This is a genomic window from Helicobacter trogontum (genome assembly GCF_000765905.2).
Classification (GTDB): Bacteria; Campylobacterota; Campylobacteria; order Campylobacterales; family Helicobacteraceae; genus Helicobacter_A; species Helicobacter_A trogontum.
In genome coordinates this window covers 40650-64190 of the sequence record NZ_JRPL02000012.1, presented here as the reverse complement: position 1 = coordinate 64190, position 23541 = coordinate 40650, and the positions used below count along the sequence as shown (strand labels likewise).

The window sequence follows — 23541 nt, the reverse complement described above, 5'->3', positions numbered from 1 at the left end:
GCAAAAGTTTTTAATAGTTTTAGGATTGTGTTTAATGTTAGCCATTAGTGCTAATGCACAATCCCCAAAAGAAGCTAAACCTAGCTTTGATTGTGCTAAAGCAAAAAGCAAGGTAGAAAAGATAATATGCAATGATGAAAGTGGAGAGTTACAAAAACTTGATAGATTATATTCTAAACTCTATTTTTCAATACTAAAGAGTATCCCTAAAGATACAAAAGAAGGGCAAAAAACAAGAGAAAAACTGAAATATTTTAATCACTCTGTTATGAGTAATAGAAATATATTTCAATGCTATTTTGTTGCACCATTTGAGACAAAAAAACAAGACGACCGTCAGTCTAATTATTGCATAAAACAAATTTATTTAGAAGCGATTGCTACCTTAGCTTTTAAAATGATAGATAGTGGAGTTAATAGAGAAAGATGGGGCTTTCATGAAAGAATGAAAGATTTTGTTGTCCCAATTGAAAACTCTAATGGAGCCTACGATATGAACATAGGGTTTTTATCCAATTATAATCTATTTAATAATTTTTTTGAAAACACTACTCAAAACATTGTTATAGATTTTATGGCTTACAATATTATGCAGTGGAATTACTTTCTTGTAGATGTTCGGATTAATGAAGCAAATGCAGATTTATTTGATGAAGCGGTAGAAAAATATAAAATATACTATGAAAAGCTCTATCAAGCTTTTACAAAAGATAAAAAACTTAATAAATTATTGGGAAACTAAATATCAATTAAAATAACAAATTTAAGCTATGATGAGTTTAAAAGCCTACAAATAACATTAATTTCTATTACAAGGAGGATTTCTATGCAAAAGATTTTAGTAGTTTTAGGATTATGTTTAATGTTAGGTATTAGTATTAATGCCCAATCCCCAAAAGAAGCTAAACCTAGCTTTGATTGTGCTAAAGTAACTACAAAAGTAGAAAAGATAATATGTAGTGATGAAAGCGGGCAGTTACAGAATCTTGATAGATATATGGCTGAAGTCTATACACAATTAAGAAAAGAGTTAAAAATCTCTAAGTTTCCTGATAAAGAAAAAAGACTAAAAGATCTTTTAGATTCACAAAGAGCTTTTATTAAAAATTTAAATGAAAAATAGACCTGATTATATGAAATATGCTTATGATGAACAAGATGCCTATGATATGCACATTAATTTTATAACACATATTTATGAAAACCGTATTACACAACTACTTAAACTTCTAGGAGAAGTGCTAGATTCTAATAATAAAGAATTATGTGAATATACAAGAAAAAATAGTTTTGATTTGAGTACATGGCAAAAAATTCCTCCTTCCGTCAATCCTCCTTTTAGTATAGGCTTTTGTACTTTTGGAACAAATAGTAGATATGGTGATTTTACAGATTATTGCACAAAAAAGGGAGAGATTATAAAAGAAGAAACGGCAAAAGCTCTCAAAGACAAATATGATGAAAAATTTTACTATATCGATAGTTCTAAAATGTATGAAAAAAAATTGATATCAACAATGATGGAGTGCCAGAAAATCTGATTCTTATAACAGGGGGCTATTATGATGCGCTTTGGATATATAAAAATGGTAAGTTAGATGCAAAGGCAAGTGATAAAATCTATGGAGATGATTTGCATTTTCATGGAGAAAAAACTAGTTATCAAATTGTAATGGTTAATGAAGTGCCTCACATAGCATTTACTACATATGCCCTACCAAGCAATAAAATTTCAGGAATACCAGAACAAGCAGTATTTGACTCTGAAATTCCTATATTAAGCTATTTAACTTATGGAGTTATGGAATTTCAAGGCAAAAATTATATTACTCTTTGGAGTGGTAGATTTAATTTTGATGAGAATTCTACTTATCCAGAAACACGCATTTATCTCTTAGAAGGTAATAAAAGAGAGTTAAAATGCACTTATTAAAAGGAAATAATTGATGTTTGAAACAACAAAAAATACGGAATAAATTAAAGGAGTTCTTATGCAAAAGTTTTTAGTAGTTTTAGGAATATGTTTAATGTTAGGTATTAGTGCTAATGCACAATCCCCAAAAGAAGCAAAACCTAGCTTTGATTGTGCTAAAGCAACTACAAAAGTAGAAAAGATAATATGCAATGATGAAAGTGGGGAGTTGCAGAAACTAGATAGATTATATTCTAAACTCTATTTTTCAATATTAAAGAGTATCCCTAAAGATACAAAAGAGGGACAAAATGTAAGAGAAAACTTAAAATATTTTAATCAATCCGTTATGAGCAATAAAGATGTATTTCAATGCTAATTTGTTGCACCATTTGAGGTAAGAAAAAGAAGACTTTCAGTCACATTCTAATTATTGCATAAAACAAAGCCATTGCTGCTTTAGCTTTTAAAATGATAGATAATAAAGCTAATAGAGAAAATTGGGGTTTTAATGAAAGAGTAGAAAAATTTTGTAGTGTCACCTATTTGGATAAGTATGAAATGAATTTTTTATCTAACTACAATTTATTTAATATTTTTTCTGAAAACGCCACTAGAAATATTATTATAGATGTTATGGTTTATACATGGAGAGGTAAACTTGCCTTTGTGGATAATGATAACCAATTTAGACTTTATTCACTAGCAAGTAACTCTTGCATAGACCTTGCAATAGATAAGCTTTGACAATAAGAGCAAGTAGATTTGACAAAGCCTCAACCACTATTGCATATGAGGTGCGTATCCGTGTAAAAATAATAAACTAAACTCTCATAACAGACAAAAAGGGAAGTACAAAATTCCTCTCTCTCAATACGATAAAGTTTTATATCTTTTGCAAAACATCAACCTCTTCTACCAAATCTACACTACCTTGTGTAGTATAGATTCTACTTGGGATTGTGATAATGGTTTAAATGCTTTTTGCTTACACTATATAAATCTCACTACACTTGATAACTATATCCTTCCTATTACCTTTCGTGAAGAATATACAAAAATACTTGGTGATACAACACATTTAAGAACAAATCAAATCCCATTTGATTTTGATAGAGAGTTCCTTGATATCAAGCAATAATATGCAAACTATCAACAAGCTTGTTCTCATACATGAAGATATACCACCTGCATTTAATAAATTTAATTTACTATCAAACACGATGACTTAGCAAGGAGAGTATACAAGAACATATATAGCAAATGAGTTAGAGAATATGAGATAAAAGATGTGTAGGATAGTAAAGTTGCTTTGCCTATCTTTCATCATAAAGAAGAAAGATTCTATATAGCAAACGCAGATAATGGCTTTAGCTACCAAAGCTTTGATTTATCACATATCAATCCTGCTACAAATATAGCAAATTATGATTATGCGGTGAAGAAAAATCCTCTTATCACTGCAAATAAACTCAAATATTATGACAATATAACGCAAGAATCTATGCAAACTTGTATCAAGGTAATGGTAGCTAAAGCAAATGGAAATTTTAGCGATTCACACGATACAATCTCACTAGCAAAAGCCTACTATACACAACAAAAGGAATATAATGCCTAATTTGTATGCAGAAGAGAATGATCAAATTATCAATACAAATGAGTCGCAACAAGGTTACACAGATATACATTTTAGGATATTTATCTCACAGGTAGCTCTAAACCCACTCTCCCAACAATGAATGCTTCTTTGGCACATTAGATTCCAAAGATATCATCTAGGCTTAGATACTCTTAAGCCTATCTATCATTTACTTGATGGAAGTGATTCTGTAGAATCTACAACTAATAATCCCCCCCCCCCCGTTTTAAGGAGTAAATAAAATGATACTACCACCTAACCATTACATATTTGACAGGGTTGTTTCTAAGTATTCTTGGTGTATTTTTCTTTGTATAATTTTATATTTTTATATATCAAGCTCTACAATACAATAAAAAAATAAGGTAGAACCTAAAAAACTTCAAACTATTTTTACGTTTCTTTTAAAACCAAGTATTCCTTTTTTTTATCGTGCTATTTATTCTTGGAAGTAAATCTCTTGTGTTACTGACCCCCAAATTCTATTTTTGTGCTTACTACAATATTTCAAATGAGAATAAAAGGATATATGATAAGAATTTGGAACAAGAAACAATGAATGCTATAGCGATAATCTTATATATTATCTAATGAGTATAAGTTAAGATATGAGATGGTAGAATATCTTTCTAATTTAATAATATTAGAGTTGCGGCTAGACAAACTATGGTGTTTGCAAATGGATGATGAAGGTAGAGAGTTTTGGTAATAATTGCAAGAAAATTCTAATTTTTAAGGAGCAAAGCAATGACAAAACATACAATCAAAACTTCTAAAAAAATATTTCTATATTTTATCTGCAAATATGCCAATATTACGCCCATAGCAATAAAGCCTGATCCCAAAGAATCCAAAACTCCAAGATAACTAAGCCATGCTAGAGAAAAACCTAACACGACTAAAGAAAATTTTGCAGTATAGCCAAGCAAAGCAAGTGAAAAAGCAAGCAACAACCAAGGTATCGACATAAAAAACCTTTATGGTGAGAAAATTACATTTCCTCTATTCTATCGTATTTGGCTTTGGTAATCTTGTGTCTTTTGCCAATTTCTAAATCTTCATTTACAGTATTAATAAAATCCCTAAAATTTGGATTTTGTTAATACATCTATGTAAATCTACTTTTCACAAAAGAATATATCTTATTGCATATTAAGAAAATATATCTATTCTCCAAATTTGCAGAAAATCATTTAGTAATTCCTCTGTTCTTTTTTCAATTTTTTCTTTATTCCAAGTGTCATAATCGAATAATTCCCTAGTAATCAACAAATCAGCATTTTTTCTTAAATAATTCTTAGCACTTCCATCACCATTAAGTTTATTTTGCCAAGATTTATTTTTTAACGAAGCATTTAGAGCACCTTTGACCAATGTCATATTACCAATTTGATAGATTAATTTTTCTGCGTTACTTTCGCTCTCGCCAATATTGCTCCAATTTTCTTGCCAAGATTGTGGCATAAGATGCTCCAATGTAAAATGATATTGTAATTCAGTCCTATCTTTAAAACTCTTTTCTTTATACTGTCTATAAAGCTCTATCCAAAATAAAATGAGTTTTGCATCTGCATTATTACTAATATGGCGTAGCCATTCTTGCACATAACTAACCCCTTTATTTTTCATATATCTTTCATATATTCTCTGTTTCAAAAAGCTGACATAATCCACCTGTTCTTCTGCTTCCATTTCTCGTATAAGATTTGCAAACACCTTATTATAATCTTTATTTTCTCTATTGCATAAAATTAAAATTTCCAATAAATACATACACTGCTGCAAAACTTCTTTATTACTAATTTTATTTTTCATATATAAAATCAGAGGGATAATAGTGCTAACACCAAGATTCTCAATAATATGAAAAAATCTTTTTTCCCAATCATCAAAAGCAAAAATATCTTTATTATTAATTAATGGCAATGCACGATATATTTCTGCATATCTGGCAATTTCTTGTAAAAATATTTCAAGCTTTTGATTATCCAATACATTAAATTCCTGTTTGTATAAAATACTAAGATTTTCCAAACTATGCTTATCTGGATTAAAAAAACCCCTAATGATAGCAAAAGCATGCAACAAGATCTCACTTCTTGTTCTTTTTACCCTTCCTGTTGTTATATATGCATCCCAAAATCTCTGTTCATTGTCATTTTTTTCAAAAATTTCTCTCCAATATTTTTCATAGTGTTGTATAGCCACCGTTTCACCAAAATTTTGAATCACCTTATCAAACAGAGCATTTTTGATAATATCAGTAGCAGACAATGGTTCACCTGTAGAGTTAATAGAATCAAATATCTTTTGCTCATCTTCATTTGCATTAAGCGTGACTGCTACCCAAATTTTAGAATCATTAATATATTTGATAAATTCAAATATATGCTCACGATTATCTCCATACTGTTTTTGAATTTGCTCTGTAAAAAAATTATAACAACCAAGAATCCCTTCTTGTATTTGAACATCTGTATTACCCTGCATAACTAACATAAATTTCTTTTTATCAAGATGAGAATGATTGATTTTTGGCGAAAAATCATCAGTATAATCTTCAAATAAACAAGACTTAAAGTGTTGCTTTTTGCTCTCTTCTAATTTATCATAAAGTGATTTTATTAATATGGAAAAGGTTGTCAATCTTTGCTGTCCATCAATCACGTTAGAAAAATTTTTATTTCCCTGTGAACGTTTTAAAATAACAGATCCTAAAAAATGTTCCTTTTTGCTATCAAAGCTATTTTTCAAATCTTCAAAAAATTTTTCCCAATTCTCTTTCTTCCAAACATAAGCCCTTTGAAAAAATGGAATCACAAACTTATGTTCCTCTTGCATAATGGATTTAAAACTCTGCTCTTTTGCCTCCATAAATACTCCTTAGTATTTTTATTAATTATATCAAAGTATTTTTTGCAATATTTAAATCCTTTATTTTGCTTCTTATAGTCTGAAAATTATTTTCAAGCTCTATTTTTCTCTTTATAGATATATCTATAAATTCACTTTCTTTTTCAATACCTATAAATTTCCTATTCAATAAATTTGCTGCAATACCTGTAGTAGAACTCCCACTAAAAGGATCTAAAATTACAGAATCTTCATTGCTTGCCATTAAAATTAAACGTGCAAGCAAAGCAAGAGGTTTTTGTGTAGGATGTTTACCATTTACTTTTTCCCAAGGAGCAATAGCAGGAAAAGTCCATACATCTCGCATTTGTTTATTATCATTTAATTGCTTTAAAAGTTCATAGTTAAAAATATGTTTATGTTTAGCACTTTTTCTAGCCCAAATAACCTGTTCTGTAGAATGCGTAAGATACCTACAGCTAAAATTTGGCGGTGGATTAGTCTTTTGCCATGTAACAATATTCAAAATCTTAAAATCAAGCTTTTGCAAAATCCTACCAAGCGAAAAAATATTATGATAAGTTCCACTAATAAGAATACTACCGGTATCTTTCAATGCAAGCTTTGCATTTTGTATCCAAGCAAGATTAAAAGCATCTATATCATCTATATCTTCACCCTTATCCCAAGCACCCTTATTTACACTTACAATTTTTCCGCTTTGTATACTCAAACCATCGTTTGATAAAAAATAAGGAGGATCTGCAAAAATAAGATCTATTTGACTTTTAAACATTGGCAATAGTTCATTGCAATCCCCCTGATAAAGAGAAAATAAAGCATCCTCACTAGCAAAAGTAGCATTAGACATTTTTTTTAACCTTTGATACAAATTCATCAATATTAGAGAGATTGTAAATTTCCACTTTTTTATAAGCCTCTGCTAGCTTATTTTTAGCTTCTAACCACCCCTTTCCATCTGTTATCCAGATAAATTCATATTCATCAAAAGTTTCAAATTTTACAACTAAATCTTGATAAGCTCTTGCAACTTCATTTAATTTGCTTCCCCCACTTGTATAAAAATTACATTCTATACAATAAGTTTTATTGGGAGTAAAAATTACAAAATCAAATTTTTTTACATCATCACCAAAAGTTTTATAAAGCTTTGGAAAATCGCCAATATAAACTTGCTCTTTAAAATCTAAGCCTGCCTTTGTAAAAATATTACTTATTATGGCCTCCATCACACTACCACCACGATTTTTTCGTGCATTTGTATCAAGACCTACTTCTACCCCAAAAACAAAATCGTTTAAATCTTTTATTTTCCTATCGCTAAAAATTTTATCCAACCCACTTTCACAAATAAACTTATAAATTTTTTGTGGTTCTATTAGATAAGAATTCATATCACACACTTTATTATTCTCATCCAACAATTGCTCATTACTAGACTTTCTAATAGCAATCAATAAAGGCAATACTTGAAAAGCTTTAGGATACTCATCAAACAACACTGTAATCTTTTTTTGCAATTCACATTGCTGCACACCGAGCAAAAAATTAAGATGATTGAGTGAAATCTTCACTTTATCTACATTTTGTATGCATTTTTCCCAATCTACATAAAAATCAAGAGTTCTATTCGTGGGTTGCAAAGAACTGACAAAATCATCAAAGCATAATATATTCTTCATCTCAAAATCTCAAAACCCCTATTTACTCCCACTCAATTGTTCCTGGTGGTTTGGAAGTAATGTCATACACTACGCGATTTATTCCCTCTACTTCATTAATGATTCTATTTGCTACACCCTCTAAGAAACTATGCGGAAGATGAGAAAAAGTTGCTGTCATACCATCTAGCGCTTCTACTGCACGCACGCAAATTGTATTATCATAAGTTCGGTTATCCCCCATTACCCCCACGCTCTTTACATTGAGCAATACACAAAAGGCTTGCCATACTTTGTTGTATAAATCATACTTATGCAACTCATCAATAAAAATAGAATCACAAGCCCTAAGTAAATCTAAATCTGTTTTATTGACTTCACCCATAATACGGATTGCAAGTCCTGGTCCTGGGAATGGATGACGCATAAGCATCATTTCTGGCATTCCAAGCTCTCGCCCCAAAGCCCTTACTTCATCTTTAAAAAGTTCTCTTAATGGCTCGATTAGCTCAAACTTCATCCAATCAGGCAAGCCCCCTACATTATGATGGCTTTTTATAGTCTTGCTTGGTCCTTTTACGCTTACAGATTCTATTACATCTGGATACAGCGTGCCTTGTGCTAGGAATCTTATCTCGCCATTAGCATTGTGTTTTTTTGCCTCTCTCTCAAAAACCTTGATGAAAGTCTCACCAATAATTTTACGTTTGCTCTCAGGATCACATACCCCCTTAAGTAGTCCTAAAAACTCTTCACTTGCATCAATGGTGATAAGTGGCACATGCAGGTTGTCTCTAAACATCTTTTCCACCGCTTCTCTCTCACCTTTACGTAGAAGCCCAGTATCTACAAAAATAGGGATAAGATTTTCGCCAATCGCACGATAAAGCAGGGTGGCTACGACGCTAGAATCCACCCCTCCGCTTACCGCACAAAGTACTTTTTGTGCTGAAATTGAAATAGGTTTAGATTCTGCGTTATTGCCTAATACTTTTTCTCTTAATTTTATGATTTCACTTTCTGCAAAAGTTTGCATATTCCAGCTTGTATCTGCCTTGCAAATATTGATGGCAAAGTTTTTTAGCATTTCCCCACCGCATTCACTATGCACTACCTCTGGATGGAATTGCATTGCATAAATTTGTTTTTCTAGATTTGCAATCGCACAATAATGCGTGTTGCCACTTTTGGCAAGTTCTATAAAACCATGAGGCAGAGTTGTCACCTTATCAGCATGACTCATCCACACAATGGAATCTTGCTTTACATTTTGAAATAGCGTAGTTTTTCTATTCTCTGTTGAGTTATTGTTATGAATCTTTAGCGTTACATCTGTGTCTGCAAACAAAAATTCCACATTAGCGCATTGAGAATCTTGTAGTAAAAATGATTGTAAAGATGTTTGAAGCCTATCTCGTGTAGCACCATAAAGAACGCAAGGTAATCCTATGTCATGATAATTATAGACTAACTTTTTATCTATGCCTAGTGTCTGATTCTCCAAATGTGTAAGACACATATCATTGTCATTCTTTACAAATCCCAAATACTCATACAAAAGCCATGCTTCATCTTGTTCTAAAAGGCAAGGCATTGTAATATGTTTAGTATCATTTGTGTGCATAAATGCTTGCAATAATGCTACACCCTCTCTCTCTAGTCTTGCATTTTTAGCACATAGGAATATTTCTATAAAGCTATTTTGTGCTGCTGTATCATATACTGCTAGAAAACCGAGTATTTCATCTTTCACAGCATCTTTTTCTATACTCTTAATGACTAGACATTGCACACATTTTGAGAGGAGTTGTTGTATATTCGCACCATTCTCAACAATAACCTCTCTTGATACATGCATGTGTGTATTTGCAAAGTATTCTTGCCAAAGCATACTTAACTCAGATATTGCCTTAGAATCCAATGTATTTAAAGAAGTGACTGTTAGATTCAGTTGTTTGAGATTTTTTTGCAAAGATTCCATGGACTCTATAGAATCTGTATAGCTATATTTTGTATAAGCAAGTGGATTTACTTTGCTGGTGGCACAGAACCTTATATATTTTATATTGTTTGCATCTGTCACAACATCTACTTTTTGCATACCAATTCGTTTTGCGACATTCTGTGCAGAGATATTGTCTTCTTTGCATAATGAATAGATCTCTTTAACGCGTAGATGTTTAAAGGCATATTCTTTACAAGCAAGGGCTACCTCAATGGCATAACCTTTATGTAAATGATCCTTATGCAATACATATTGCATTTCAAGGTATTGCGTGTAGTGCAAACCTGCAAGTCCAATGACATTATTATTGTTTCTATCGGTGATAACCCACCAGCCAACACCAAACCTATCAAGATTTGTTTGTTCTTGCTCTATCCAAGCTTGTACTTCTTCCTCATTTAATGCTCCATTAAAGGACTGCATGGTTTCGCTATTTTGCAATATGGCTTTAAGTGCAGGATAATCAGAATCTTTATATTGACGCAATATTGTACGACTTGTTTCAATGCTAAAATGCGTTGTGTTGGTGTTTTTGATTCTATACACAAGTCTTTGCATTTCTCGCCCACGATAAGTCCAAGTAGTTTCTCCAAGTAAATATGCTTGTAGTTTTTTAGCTACTGCTTTTGAAGCCTCATTATCCTCTTTGATAAGCAAATACAGCTCTTTTGCTTTCAAAACTTGAAATGCATAATGCTTACAAGCAAGTGCTACTTCTGCACCATAACCCTTTTTCCAATAGTTTTTTGCGATAATATAAGTCAAGCCAAGCACTTTCTTGTTGTTGTAAGTCTGCAAACTTAATCCTGCTTGTCCAATCATATTGCCACTTTCTTTTTCTATCACTGCCCAAAGACCAAAACCAAACTTTTTGTATCGTTCTAATTGTGTATTAAGCCATTCTTGCACACTAGAATCATTAAAGTTATACTCCCATGAACTCATGACTTCATAATCAAGCAACATTGCATTAAGCCCTGCTATATCATTTTTATTCATAACTCTTATGATAAGTCGTTCTGTCTCAAACAAGGGGGTTTCATGATAAAGATTAAAAGAACGCATTAGCAGTGTGCTATTTGCTCCAAAATGCACAAGTGGCAAATCTCTATCATGAGAATCTTTAGGACTTCGCCCAAAGATAGCAAAGCCTAGCGTATGATAGAATGCAATGGCATCTGTATTTGCCTCATTGCAATCCACAAAAACATGACTATAATTTCCTAGTCCAACCTCTAAGGCTTTTGCTATCAAAGCTTTTCCAATACCTTTTTTTAGGGCACTAGGTGTTATAAAAAGTGCTTCAATCTTATTTCTCTTTAATGCAATAAAGCCTAGCTTTTTACTATAATCACTTGCTACAATAATCTGTGTGGAGTCTAGAAGCTCATCTATGTCCTTTACACTTTCCTCAATATCTTTTGTTGTTAAAAAATGATGAGTTGCATGCACAGAATCTTTCCATATCTTTAGCAGATCATTTTTTACATCAGTATCTATGCGATTCTCTTTTGAATAATGCGTAAATTCAAGCAAGATCTTTTTGGAATCTTTTGTATTTAAATCTAATCCTACATAATCACTTGCTTTTAGCATATAAACAAAATGAGGCATAACTTTATTATCAAAAGTCTTATTGCTTCTTCCCACAATACGCATTTCAAGGCGTTTTGCTAGATTCTGCGGAGCGATATTATCTGTTTTTATAAGACTAATAAGTAGAGGTAACCCTAAGTCTTTAAAGGCATACTCCATGCACATTTGTGCTGCTTTACTCGCCAAACCCTTGTGCCAATGACTTTTTTTAAAGATATAGCCTAGCTCTGGCAATAACGGGACGTGAGAATCTAGTAGCTTTTGCATACTATATTGTGTTGTGTGGTTTAGATAGTCCCCATTATGCAAACTCTCTTTAATGGTGTTATAAAGATTAGAATCTTGTATGCTCTGCCATGTAATACCACATTGCCCCACTATCTCATTGCTGCTTTTTTCAATAACTGCAAATAACCCAAAGCCATAATCTTTGTATGATTGTATTTGTTTATTCAGCCATTCTTTTGCTTCTTGTTTACTTAAAGCTCTTCCCCATGCACTCATCACTTCAGAATCTAGTAGCATAGATTCTATCTCTTCCAAATCCGTTGGCACAAACTCTCGTAAGATAAGCGTATCGCTTGTTATTTGTTTGCCTGTATTTTTTGTCTTATTTGCTTGGTGGTTTATTATTTTCCATAACATTTCATCATTGCGTGTTTCACAATGCACTCCACCAAGTTTTTGTATAATGTGCAATAAAGTATAATTATCCCTGTGTGCAAAAAAGTAGATTTCATCAATACAAAGGTTTTCAAAAGCATATGTAACACATTCCTTCATTATTTCTTGAAGTATTGCATGACCATATCTCTTGTTTAGGTATGTTTTATCTAGGATACACTCTATTTTATAAATTTCTTGCGTGATGTCATTGAGTGTTGTGATTACTTGTTTGATACCTGTATTACCAATAATTTTTCCACTTATTTTATCCACTACTGCCCAAATCCCATAGCCATGTTGTTTATAGTTTGCTAATTGCATTTCTAACCATTCTTTTGCTTCTTGAGGGCTTGAAGTTTTTATACTTTGCATACTTTTCTCATCATTCATCAAATCACAAAGACTAGATAGATCATCTAAAGTGTATTCTCGTATGAGGCAGTGTTGTGTTTGTTTATTAAATGCGTTAGCACATGTTATGGGATCTTCATTTAGAATCGTTAAAACTGCTCGTCCAAACTCCTGTGCTTCTGCCTTGACTACACTACCACCAAAAAAGTGTGCGATATACTGCATACCATAGCAGATTCCAAGTATTGGTATCTTTAAATCAAAGATTCCAGAATCTGGTTTATACGCATCTTCTTCATAAACACTTGCTGGACCACCACTTAAAATGATACCTTTAGGATTTTTTGCTTTAATAGAATCTAATGTTTCAAAATAGGGAACAATTTCGGTATAAATACCATACTCACGCAATCTTCTTGCAATGAGTTGTGTATATTGGGAACCAAAATCAAGGACTAAAATTTGTAGATTATTCATAATATCTCCTTTTACACTATATACATATAACTAAAGGGTCTTATTGAACTAGATTATATCAAAAAAAATAAAAAATAAGTTATGATGATATGACGTGAGATAAGATTACAAGCTCTTATAACATAAAGAAGAAAGGCAAAAATACAATGTCAGATAGACTACCTTTAGAGTTTGATTTTAGAAGCCATGAAGCAACATATACCATAAGCTTATTGATATATCTATCATCATTTAAAATTTCATTCTGCTTTATTTAGGTTTATATATTACCCTAATTCTTTCAACTTAAAAGCATGTCTACTTCAGCACATATCATTACACAGGATTTGAAATCACATTTGTTCTCTAAAACTTGCAGTCCGTGTAAGTTTTGCAAATTTCACCCCAAGTAATCCACCAATCTCTATACAAAGCTTTTCAATATCATCTTTTTTACCCTTAAGAATAATAGTTTCAAGACAATTATGGTGATCGACATGCACATGAGTTGTGCAGACAATTTGCACCAAATGGTTGTTATGCTCGATTTCATTCTTTTTTTGATTAAGCCCTCGTTGATGGTGATCATAAATTAAGACTAAAACTCCTAAATGTTCTTTTGTCCCCTCGCTCTCACCTTTGTCCCACTTTTCATCAACCAACTTCTCACGTATCATATCGCGAATGAGTTCTGAGCGTGAAGTGTAGCCATTTTGCGTAATTTTATTATCAAGCTCATCAAGTAGTCCAGATGGTAGGGATACAGAAAATCTAATAATGGAATCTTTAGGATCTTGTAGTTTTTCATTCCTTACTTGTCTCATATCTATCTCGCTATATTTTGGAATCTACGCTGTGAAAATAGCACAATTAATGATACTATAAGTCACTAAAATGCGTAATTATAGCAAACTCTATGTGAAATTATTTTCATAATTCTTAAAGTTTGCATGTTTTAATTTTAATAATTAAGTATTCTATATCTTTAGTATTATATAGTATTTCAAGAGTATTTAATACTATGTATTTATGGAATCCGTTGCAAGTAAAGTTCTTAGAATTTCTAGATTGCAAATCTTTTTCTATATAGGTCTTTTATATGGCTAAGTATACTACAATCTCGCAAAATTGCTAGATGCTTTGGATTCTATAATATTAAACAAGAAAACTAACAATACTTAGCAAAGTTTTAAGTAGAATTATAGAACAAAATCAAGACAAGAAAGCAGAGTAATGATACATAAAGATTTAAAGCGTTATGTCTATGCAAACATTTATACAGATCATTTTCTACACAATTTAAAATTGATACGAGAATATGTGCCACAACGCACACGTTTAATGCTGGTTTTAAAGGCTGATGCGTATGGACATGGTGCATTAAAGTTGGGGCAACTTGCTCTAACACATGGAATCTATCAGGTAGGTGTCGCTACTTTTGATGAAGCAATGGAGCTTAGATCGCATTTAGCACAAGCCAAAATTCTAGTGCTAGGATATACACCACCTTCTATTATTGATGAGGCAATTAAGCATGATATTGAGCTATGCGTGTATGATATAGAAATGGCAAGAGAGTTAAATAAAAGTGCAAAAAGGCAGGATAAACAAGCCAATATACATATCAAACTTGACACTGGTATGAATCGCATCGGTTATCAATGCAACTCAAAAAGCCTAAATGAAATCCATGAGATAGCAAAACTTTCTAATATTTCTATACGTGGTATTTTTACACATTTTGCCAGTGCAGATTGTGATTTAGAGTATTTAAACATGCAGTATGAAAGTTTTCGTGCCTTTGTGTCATTGTTGCCAAAACATGACAATACGCTATTGCATTGTGCGAATAGTGCTGGCATTATGAATGCAGGTAAAACACATTTGGATATGGTAAGGCTTGGTATAATTGCCTATGGATTAAAGCCCTCTTTTGCTATGGATATGCAAGGATTAGCGCTAAAACCTGTTATGAGCTTTAGAGCACATATTGCACATATTAAAGAAGTTGATGCTAATGAGCGGGTGAGTTATGGTGGCACTTTTATCACACATAGAAAAACTAAAATTGCCACACTGCCAGTGGGTTATGCAGATGGATATATGAGGCTTTTATCTAATAAGGCAGAAGTCTTAATACGCGGCAAAAGAGCCAGAGTGATAGGCAATATTTGCATGGATCAATGCATGGTTGATGTAAGCGATGTTGAAGATGTGCAAATTGGAGATTGTGCTGTACTTTTTGGCTATGATGAGTTTAATAATATTCTTAGTGTGGATGAATTGGCTGCACATATTGGCACAATTAATTACGAACTTGTATGTGCAGTATCAAAGCGAATCGCACGGGTATATGTCTAAAAATAACACATAACACTTCAAAACCTCTCCCATAATGTCTAAGATCAACCGCTCTTATATTCTTACTAGCCAACCATTCATTACAACTCCCAAATATTGCATTCTCGTATTATCCTTGAATATCTAAGAGCTGCAAAAATTCCTTTAAATTTATACCCTTTTACTTATACTCAACATTTCAAACAGCTATTCTATATTTATGCTTTTATCTCTCTCGCAAACTATATACAATCGGTAGGCTAAATGTCAAATATCCTTGCCTTAGCATGTCGCTTGGTGGTTTTGGTAAAGGAGAGGCTTTCTGCAATAACATCAATGCCGCGTTATTTAAAGCCGCAAACTTGCATCCTTGCTTAACATTTTGAGAGAGCACATTCCCATTTTCATCAATACGAATCCTTACTGCTACAACACCCTCTTCTTTGTTATTTATGGAATCTTGTGGGTATGTCTTGAAGCGAGTTAAGTGCGCCATAAGAAGTGATTGATAACTTTTTATATCTCTTGCGTGAATACCTTGTAGCACTGTAGAGTTTGCATTATCATTACGCAGGGTTTGTGCTTGGGCTACCATATCTTGCTGTGTGCTATCTTGTTCTATATTTTTATCTTGACTGGGACTATTTTGTGCTATATCTGTGGCTTGAGATTGAGAATCTTCGTTTGCAATATTTGTATCAAATTTTTCAGCAGCATGTAATACAGCGTCTTTACTTTCCTGATTAGTTATTGCACCTGATTGTTTCTTTTTTATTTTTTTTGTTTGTGGTGTAATTCTTGATTTTTTAGAATTTTGGCTAAACTCTTTTGCTTCCCCTAAAGGTAAGTCAGATACCAGCATGACAGACTGAAATGTATCTCCTAGTGTTGATTCAAAACCACCTATTTCAATCGTCTGAGTCTTTGCAGGGCTAAACCATATCGCATACATTACCCCAAAGTGTAGCAATAGTGAAATAAGGAATGATCCAAACCATAAAATAGAACTAGCATTATAAAAACGTATTGCAATATTATTTATCATCTATTTGTCCTGAAAGTGCTATTTTCTCATAACCATTTGATTTAATCATATTGATAACACGCATTAATCGATCGTATTTGACAGCTTTATCAACATGAAAATAAATCACCTCTTCTTTATTTGCATGTGTAAGATTGTCTAGTGCGCTTGGTAAAGAATCTAAATCCATCTCTTTATCATTCAGCGATATGGCATCATTATTCACAAAGACGATAAAAGACTTTTTATCATCTTGTCTCGTATTTGCTGATGCTTTAGGTAAATCAATATGCAGTGAGCTTGTAATTAATGGAGTTACAATCATAAAAATGATAAGCAACACAAGCATAATATCAATAAATGGAGTAACATTAATTTCACTCAATTCCGCTTCATCATTAACTTGTATCATGCATGCTCCATTTGTGATATTTCTCGATCTGATAAGATATAAATCCTAGTAACTAATTGATCCATTTGAAGACCAAAGTTTATACCAAGCCGAATAAGATAGTTGTAAAACAATACAGCTGGTATAGCCGCCACAAGACCAAAGGCGGTAGCAAAAAGTGCTTCTGATATTCCTGGTGCCACAGCACTTAGCGAAGCATTATTGCTACTTGCAATCCCAATAAAACTATTCATAATGCCCCAAACCGTCCCAAAAAGTCCTATAAATGGGGCAGATGAACCAATGGATGCTAATAAGGCTACACCTCTTTTGTTATGCGCAATAAAAGAGTGTGCAGTGCTCTCAATAATTAGTCGTAAACGATTTTTTAGAGAATCTATGCAAAGTTTTTTATGTGGCAACACACATTCTTTTGTGCTTAGACGTTCTTTCTCTATCGCAGCAATAAGACGCTTTGTATAACTCTGTGATTTAGCTGTTTTAAAATAATCAAGATTATTCTTCTCTAACTCTAATACCTCATTTTTTATCATCTTAAAGCTAAAATAATATTGCAAAATCTTATACACAAACACACACCAAGTTAACACCGAAAATAATAAAAGAATATAAATCACAGTTTTTACGACATAATCTGCATGCTCATATAAGTCTCTAAATGACATGGTTGCACCAAGAGAATGCAAGGTCTTTGTAGAATCTTGTGTGAGATGAGTATGTGATAAATCTTGCGTATTTTGTATGGTATTATTTTGCACATTATCTTGTGCATGTGCAAAAAATACCCCCAAACAAAGACTATATAACAAGATCATTAATTTCATACTGGCTCCTTAAAATTTAAGTTGTGCACTAATAACATATGTCCTACCTCTTGCAGAGTTACTGAATAAATAGATAGAATCCCCACTAACATTTACGCCGCTTTGATTTGGTGTCCCATTATACGCATTCAAGGCATCGAGGTAATTTTCATCAAGAAGATTTTGTATCTCAAAACGCACACTGCAATACTCAAAAGGCGTATAACTTATATACATATCCCAAATAGTTGGAATCCTTGGAAGTTCTTGTGTGAGTGGTGTAGGATACCAATCGTTTGGATCCCCCTCCTCTCTCTTTCCATCAGGATATAAACGCCGTGCTTTACCCGTATATTTCACAATGGATCCAAGAATAAGTTTTCCATCTAAAAGCTTGACACCTAAATCAATCGTGGCATAATCTTGGGGCAAAAGAGAGAGTCTGCTATATCCAAACCCCTCTGAACCACCTAACATAGTTTCAGAGATTGGCTGTTTACTTGTCTGCCATGAGTAGGCAATCCTCGTAAAAAAGTAAGGCATATCATATTGAGTTTCTAGCTCCACACCATTAAATGTCGCAAGATCTGTAGAGTTTAAAAACATGATGAATTGTGATGACTGCCCACTTGCACTATTTTCCACATAAAACCCATCATTATAAATATAGTTCTGCACACTTGAATGATAATACAGGAGCTTGAATCCAAAGCTATCATCTTGCATAAATAGATTCTGCTTAAAGGCATTAAATCCTATTTGATAGGTATCAGCAGTCTCTGGTTTTAAAAATGGATTAATGCTATTACCCTGATTGTTTGAAAAAAACATCTCTTGCACATTTGGCGCACGATTTGTCCTTGCATAGCTTACAAAAGGCATAAAAAAATCATGTAATTTTAAAGTGAGTATATTATAACTATTTACATACCAACCATTTTTATTTATATCAATAGCATTTTTAGGAAAACAATGGAAATTAACCTCATCACACACTCCCCTATGACCAATCAAGCTCCAATTTGTTACATTTAAATTCGTACTGAACTCAAGCATTTTGTAAGTAAAGGTATTATCCATATAAGCACTTACAATATACTGCTTACCTTTAGGTTGAAATGGCATAGAATCACTGCCTGGCATTCTACTTGCATCAAGTGTGTTGCTATAATAATTAAAAAGCATATTTGTGCCCAGCTTCATTATGTATGTAAAATTACCATAATGCAACATTAGCTTATTAGAAAGATCGAAACTTAGAGCTTGATTCTTAGCACTTAATCCATTTTGTGCAGCACTATTGCCCCACAACAAAGCATTTTCATCATATTTTTGAGATCCATCATTATACGCCATAAGCAAAGCTATATCAATCCATTCTGAATCTGGTTTATAAGTATAGTTAATCTGATAATTATTATTATCTATATTGCGTCCTGCTAAAGAATTTAAATATTTGCGATATGAAAAAATCAATTTGTGATATAAATTTGGTTCATATTCAATCTTAGCCAAATAGCCTTGTGGGGTTTGCGTAAGCGTTTTGGGATTGTATGGTGCAATACTATCTGGCATTCCATCGCCATCTGTATCTATATTTTGATTGCCGATACTGCCACCACCACCAATACGATAATCCTGTGTTGTATGCTTAATACTATAAGCAAATAGCACACCTAGCTTACTATTTTCCCCATGTGGTTGTATGCTACTTGCAAGTGCTCCCATAAATGCTGGACCTATGCCATTTGTTCCATAAGAGATTCTGCTTAGTGCGCCAACGCTCACTCCACCATACGTATGCTTTGGATTAATAACATCTTCAACACCAATGGTTTTAAAATTTGCACTTCCCATAAGCGCATTTGCACCGCTACCGCCATTAAACCCACCTCGTTGCACATCAACACCGACCAAAAAGCTCGAATCTATAGCAGCACCAAAAGCTGAAGTGCTAGTTGTTTGTCCATGCACAGCACCATTATCACCTGAAGTACCAAAATATGTTTGTGACACGCCATCTATCATAGTATTAACGCGACCAAGTCCTGTCATACCTCGAATATTAACCTGCAAAGTCCCTTGAGATTGATCTGTATTTGTATAAGTCCCTGGCATACTTCGCACAATAGAATCTAAACTTTGTGTCTCATTTCCCTTAATCTCTTTTGTGCTTATTGCACCTCCCGTTACATAAGGCTTATCTTCATTCTTGCTCTTTTTGGCAGAAATATCAAGCGTATCAAACTCTAATTCATCATCTTGATCGCTTGACTTAGGTATAACCACAGAATCTATAGCATAAGCTACATTAAACGTCATTGCTACAACTGCACTTTTAAAAAAAATGCCACATGTAATCGCATTCATCCAAGCTTTCATTTTCATCCCCTAAAAATACAACCGCTACTTTTTTGCTACTTTTGAAATCTTTAATATGCAATGGCACACCCATAGTTTTATTAGTATGATGTTTACCTGCAATTAGAACTGATTGATGTTTAGCATGTACAAGCTTATCTGCCATACGCCTATCCTTATATTGCTGGATTTGCACAAGTTTATCAATCATGGCTTTATTACTATCAAGTTGATCTGCAACTATATTGTGAGCTTGAATAATTTTTTGTGCAATTTTTTCTTGTGCTTGCTTGGTTGTTGAATATCTTCCTTTTAATGGCTCTGCACCTGCATAAATAATATTAATTTCATCACTGGATATATTCCCGCCAATAAGGTAGATAGAATCTGCGTAAAAACCTAGCTCTATAATATCCCTATACATCTTATAATCCCATTTACTCTCCCAATTCAAGGCATTTTTTAGTTTTGATTTTTGTATACTTTCTTTCTTAGATTTTGCAGCATCAATATATGTTTGACTTGCACTTGGGAACATTTCAAACACAACATCAAGTGGTTGCTTTTTCGCCAAAGCTTCTATAATCAAAACCTGTGCTTGATGATGCTTCATTACATCATGTTTTTCACCAAGTAAAATCACATCATAATGCTGCAATGATTCAATAAAGTCATTAAAATCAAGTTCCTCTCCTGTATGTTTGTCTGTAATAATATAATCTTTTTTATACACTAGTGGAGCAGGTGTTATAGATGAAACACACGCATTAAAAAATATCATGATACAAACTACACATATCGTATTAATAAATTTCATGTTCTGCCTTTTTTGTTATTAGATTGCTCAAGCTGTGTTTTAAAATCTTTGATTTTCCTAACAATAGTGGGACTAAGACGCAAGAGTGAATGCACTTTATCATAAGCTAGAATATGACCATTTTGATAGGCTTTTGTCTTTTTAAAGGTAGGGTAAAGTTTTAATATATCATCATACTTTGCCTCCATACCTAAGATTAAATAATCTGGATTTGCTTTTACAATATGTTCTGCACTAATAATTGGTCGTTTAATATCGCTTTGTGGTGTAGCATTTTCTAACCCAATCAGTCGCAAAACATCAGCTATTGATGAATTATCTGTAAATGCCATCAAAGGATTAGTAGCATACAAAAATATAGCCTTACCTTGTAAAGGCGATTCTTGCAATGCTATAAAATCTTGCTCCATTTGCGCATTCAACTGCTTTCCTTGGCTTTCCTTATGCACAAGGGTGGCAAGTGTAGTGATGTTTGTCTTTATATCTTCTATTCGTTTAGCTTCAATATATAAACTTTTAATGCCTAATGCTTCTAATTTTTCCTTTAAACCTAATGAATAGGAACTCAAAATCACTAAATCAGGCTTAAGCAAGACAATTTTTTCAATAGATGGATTGCTAAAACTCCCTACACTTGCTAACTTACTCGTCTTTTCTACAGGTTCTATATTTGAATGCTGCAAATTTGCAATAGCAACAATATTATCCTCTGCACCCAAAAGATACAAAATCTCTATACTAGCAGGATCAAGAGCAATAATACGCATTTTTTTAGAATCTTGTGCTATGGCAACATTGATACAACACAACATCATAAAAAATATGCTCACATAGCGATAAATCTTTTTCATACATGCTCCTTAAGTGGTAGAATAAAAGGCTTATGATTCTTATAAAGAATCTCGCAATTTAAATTATAAATTTCTTTCAAAATGTCCTGGGTGAAAATATCATATACAGCACCTTCGCAATATTTTTTGCCCTGCTTCAAAAATAATGCCTTCGTGCAAAACAGCGAAGCAAGATTTAAATCATGCAGCACTGCAACAACACAAATCTTATGTTCTTTGACAAGATTTTCAACAATCTTTAATGTTTCAATAGAATAATTTAAATCAAGTGCACTCGTTGGCTCATCAAGAATTAGAATTGTTGGATGCTTGAGTAATGCTCGGGCAAGTAATACCCTTTGAAACTCTCCCCCACTTAATGTAAAAACACTTCTCTCTAAAAACATATCAACATGGCATAGCTTTGCATAATATACCGCCTCATCAAGATCATCTTTAGAATATTGCATATAGCTATGTGAAAGTTTTGCATACTTTCCCATGAGTAAAACATCTTTTACAAGTAGGGGCATATTTAAACCAGATTTTTGTGGGACAAAACCAATAATTCTTGAAAGTTCTTTGACGCTATAAGCAGCAATGGGTTTTGTAAAATATACAATATCGCCGCTTTTTGGCGTAAGAATACCAAGCATATTTTTAATAAGCGTACTTTTGCCAGATCCATTTGGACCCAAGATTCCATAAAATTCCCCAGATTTTACCTCAAAGCTTACATCATGTAGCAAATCCCTTGAATCATAACTAAAACTTAGATTTTTGATCTCAATCATAGGAATCTCCTTGATTGCAATGCTAAATACAAGAAAACAGGAGAACCAAATATTGCAGTAACCACCCCTATTGGTATTTCAACAGGTGCGAGAACAAGGCGTGCCAATAAATCGGAAAAAAGTAAAAAAGCACCACCTAGTAACGTACTTAATGGAATAACCAACGCATTATCAAAATTTTTAATACATAATCGCACAATATGAGGAATAATCAGTCCAACAAAACCAATTAATCCAGAAAATGTAACACCAAAGGCTACGCCTAAAGAAACAGCAATAAGCATATTTCGCTTAAGCTTCATAGAATCTACACCAAGATTACGTGCTTCATCATCACCGCTTAAGATAATATTAAGTTCATGACGATATAAATAGAAATAAACAAGACAAATCATAAGAGGTATGCAAAGAATAGCAACTTTATACCACGATGCTAAACCTAAATATCCCATAAGCCATGCAGTAATCTTAAAAGAATCTTCTCCAATATAGTACATACCAAATGAAGTGATAGCACCTAAAAACGAAGAAATAGCAATTCCAATGATGAGTAAAGTTGCAATAGATAGACGCCGAGAAATTCTAAAAATAAGCATCGCAAAACATACACAACAAAAAAATCCAACTACTCCAAAATATAAATCAGGAAGCTTTAACATATAAGCTAACACTGCACCAAATGTAGCAGCAGAGGCAATCCCCATAATATATGGATCAGCGATGGGATTAGAAAATATGGTTTGCGTAACAGCACCAGATGAAGCAAGCAACATACCAATCAAAATTGCCATGACAATGCGTGGCATTCGGATTTCAAAAATAATTTGACGCAATAAGCTATCATTTGAAACATCGCCAAATTTCACTAACTCTATAGAATCCCCATTAATCATTAGCCCAGCATATATAAGCACGATATAAAGTAATAAAATTATCACATAAAAAATACTTGTGTAACTTAAAGCAGTGTGTCTCATATCTCAATCCCAAAAACCTT

The 23541-nt window shown here is 32.9% G+C and carries 21 protein-coding genes and 4 pseudogenes; 9 read left to right on the top strand and 16 right to left on the bottom strand.

Annotated elements, in window-relative coordinates; translation table 11 throughout:
• From LS81_RS06280 to LS81_RS11270, 8 genes and pseudogenes are all read left to right on the top strand, one after another.
• A partial coding sequence (locus LS81_RS06280; RefSeq protein WP_237022204.1) for a lysozyme inhibitor LprI family protein occupies positions 1–742 on the top strand: 742 nt, incomplete at its 5' end.
• 84 nt (positions 743–826) lie between these two features.
• Positions 827–1933 (top strand): annotated as a pseudogene (locus LS81_RS12510) (lysozyme inhibitor LprI family protein).
• Positions 1934–1991: 58 nt separating this feature from the next.
• Positions 1992–2291 (top strand): lysozyme inhibitor LprI family protein, encoded by a 300-nt coding sequence (locus LS81_RS06270; RefSeq protein WP_104696537.1) that lies wholly within the window; start codon positions 1992–1994, stop codon positions 2289–2291.
• 92 nt (positions 2292–2383) lie between these two features.
• Positions 2384–2659 carry a hypothetical protein gene (locus tag LS81_RS06265; protein WP_034346658.1) on the top strand — a complete coding sequence of 92 codons (276 nt, stop codon included), beginning with the start codon at positions 2384–2386 and terminating at the stop codon, positions 2657–2659.
• A gap of 148 nt (positions 2660–2807) precedes the next feature.
• Positions 2808–3053 carry a hypothetical protein gene (locus tag LS81_RS06260; RefSeq protein WP_034346659.1) on the top strand — a complete coding sequence of 82 codons (246 nt, stop codon included), beginning with the start codon at positions 2808–2810 and terminating at the stop codon, positions 3051–3053.
• 171 nt (positions 3054–3224) lie between these two features.
• A complete protein-coding gene (locus LS81_RS06255; RefSeq protein ID WP_034346660.1) occupies positions 3225–3533 on the top strand; it encodes a hypothetical protein in 309 nt (102 codons plus the stop codon).
• Positions 3526–3654 (top strand): hypothetical protein, encoded by a 129-nt coding sequence (locus tag LS81_RS12325; protein ID WP_267892511.1) that lies wholly within the window; start codon positions 3526–3528, stop codon positions 3652–3654. Before LS81_RS06255 ends, LS81_RS12325 begins: the two co-directional genes overlap by 8 nt.
• Positions 3655–3795: a hypothetical protein gene (locus tag LS81_RS11270; RefSeq protein WP_161976747.1), complete on the top strand. Its 141-nt coding sequence runs from the start codon at positions 3655–3657 to the stop codon at positions 3793–3795. It abuts the gene before it with no gap.
• A gap of 484 nt (positions 3796–4279) precedes the next feature.
• Here LS81_RS11270 and LS81_RS06250 read toward each other — a convergent pair whose 3' ends face one another.
• From LS81_RS06250 to nikR, 8 genes and pseudogenes are all read right to left on the bottom strand, one after another.
• A complete protein-coding gene (locus LS81_RS06250; RefSeq protein ID WP_034346477.1) occupies positions 4280–4522 on the bottom strand; it encodes a hypothetical protein in 243 nt (80 codons plus the stop codon).
• 184 nt (positions 4523–4706) lie between these two features.
• Positions 4707–6428, bottom strand: coding sequence for a DUF262 domain-containing protein (locus LS81_RS06245; RefSeq protein ID WP_034346475.1), 1722 nt, complete (start codon positions 6426–6428; stop codon positions 4707–4709).
• 25 nt (positions 6429–6453) lie between these two features.
• Positions 6454–7278, bottom strand: a complete 825-nt coding sequence (locus tag LS81_RS06240) for a DNA-methyltransferase (RefSeq protein WP_104696538.1) — start codon at positions 7276–7278, stop codon at positions 6454–6456.
• Positions 7271–8110, bottom strand: a complete 840-nt coding sequence (locus tag LS81_RS06235; protein WP_034346473.1) for a type II restriction endonuclease — start codon at positions 8108–8110, stop codon at positions 7271–7273. Before LS81_RS06235 ends, LS81_RS06240 begins: the two co-directional genes overlap by 8 nt.
• Before the next feature lie 22 nt (positions 8111–8132).
• Positions 8133–9374, bottom strand: a pseudogene (guaA, locus tag LS81_RS11955) (glutamine-hydrolyzing GMP synthase); the annotation flags it as partial.
• A gap of 822 nt (positions 9375–10196) precedes the next feature.
• Positions 10197–12791, bottom strand: a pseudogene (locus LS81_RS11950) (GNAT family N-acetyltransferase); the annotation flags it as partial.
• A gap of 42 nt (positions 12792–12833) precedes the next feature.
• Positions 12834–13184, bottom strand: a pseudogene (locus LS81_RS11945) (glutamine amidotransferase-related protein); the annotation flags it as partial.
• A 332-nt stretch (positions 13185–13516) separates the two neighbouring features.
• Positions 13517–13987, bottom strand: a complete 471-nt coding sequence (gene nikR / locus LS81_RS06225) for a nickel-responsive transcriptional regulator NikR (protein WP_034346470.1) — start codon at positions 13985–13987, stop codon at positions 13517–13519.
• Positions 13988–14396: 409 nt separating this feature from the next.
• On the opposite strand from nikR, the gene alr reads away from it, so the two are divergent.
• Entirely contained in the window at positions 14397–15524 is a 1128-nt protein-coding gene (gene alr / locus LS81_RS06220; protein ID WP_034346469.1) for an alanine racemase, read from the top strand.
• Positions 15525–15729: 205 nt separating this feature from the next.
• Here the strand turns inward: alr and tolA are convergent, their stop codons facing one another.
• Genes tolA through LS81_RS06180 form a run of 8 tightly spaced genes read right to left on the bottom strand, consistent with a single transcriptional unit; the run spans position 15730 to position 23521 of the window.
• A complete protein-coding gene (tolA, locus tag LS81_RS06215; RefSeq protein ID WP_052089113.1) occupies positions 15730–16548 on the bottom strand; it encodes a cell envelope integrity protein TolA in 819 nt (272 codons plus the stop codon).
• Positions 16538–16939 carry an ExbD/TolR family protein gene (locus tag LS81_RS06210; protein WP_034346467.1) on the bottom strand — a complete coding sequence of 134 codons (402 nt, stop codon included), beginning with the start codon at positions 16937–16939 and terminating at the stop codon, positions 16538–16540. The genes tolA and LS81_RS06210 overlap by 11 nt, the downstream gene beginning before the upstream one ends.
• Positions 16936–17763: a MotA/TolQ/ExbB proton channel family protein gene (locus LS81_RS06205; RefSeq protein WP_104696539.1), complete on the bottom strand. Its 828-nt coding sequence runs from the start codon at positions 17761–17763 to the stop codon at positions 16936–16938. Before LS81_RS06205 ends, LS81_RS06210 begins: the two co-directional genes overlap by 4 nt.
• 9 nt (positions 17764–17772) lie before the next feature.
• Positions 17773–20124, bottom strand: coding sequence for a TonB-dependent receptor domain-containing protein (locus tag LS81_RS06200; protein WP_233715951.1), 2352 nt, complete (start codon positions 20122–20124; stop codon positions 17773–17775).
• Positions 20081–20920 (bottom strand): ChaN family lipoprotein, encoded by an 840-nt coding sequence (locus LS81_RS06195; RefSeq protein WP_034344375.1) that lies wholly within the window; start codon positions 20918–20920, stop codon positions 20081–20083. Before LS81_RS06195 ends, LS81_RS06200 begins: the two co-directional genes overlap by 44 nt.
• The gene (locus LS81_RS06190) at positions 20917–21771 is read right to left on the bottom strand and encodes an ABC transporter substrate-binding protein (protein ID WP_034344374.1); all 855 of its coding nucleotides are present in this window, start codon (positions 21769–21771) and stop codon (positions 20917–20919) included. Before LS81_RS06190 ends, LS81_RS06195 begins: the two co-directional genes overlap by 4 nt.
• Positions 21768–22544 carry an ABC transporter ATP-binding protein gene (locus LS81_RS06185; RefSeq protein ID WP_034344372.1) on the bottom strand — a complete coding sequence of 259 codons (777 nt, stop codon included), beginning with the start codon at positions 22542–22544 and terminating at the stop codon, positions 21768–21770. Before LS81_RS06185 ends, LS81_RS06190 begins: the two co-directional genes overlap by 4 nt.
• The gene (locus LS81_RS06180) at positions 22541–23521 is read right to left on the bottom strand and encodes a FecCD family ABC transporter permease (RefSeq protein WP_052096404.1); all 981 of its coding nucleotides are present in this window, start codon (positions 23519–23521) and stop codon (positions 22541–22543) included. The genes LS81_RS06185 and LS81_RS06180 overlap by 4 nt, the downstream gene beginning before the upstream one ends.
• Positions 23522–23541: the final 20 nt, after the last annotated feature.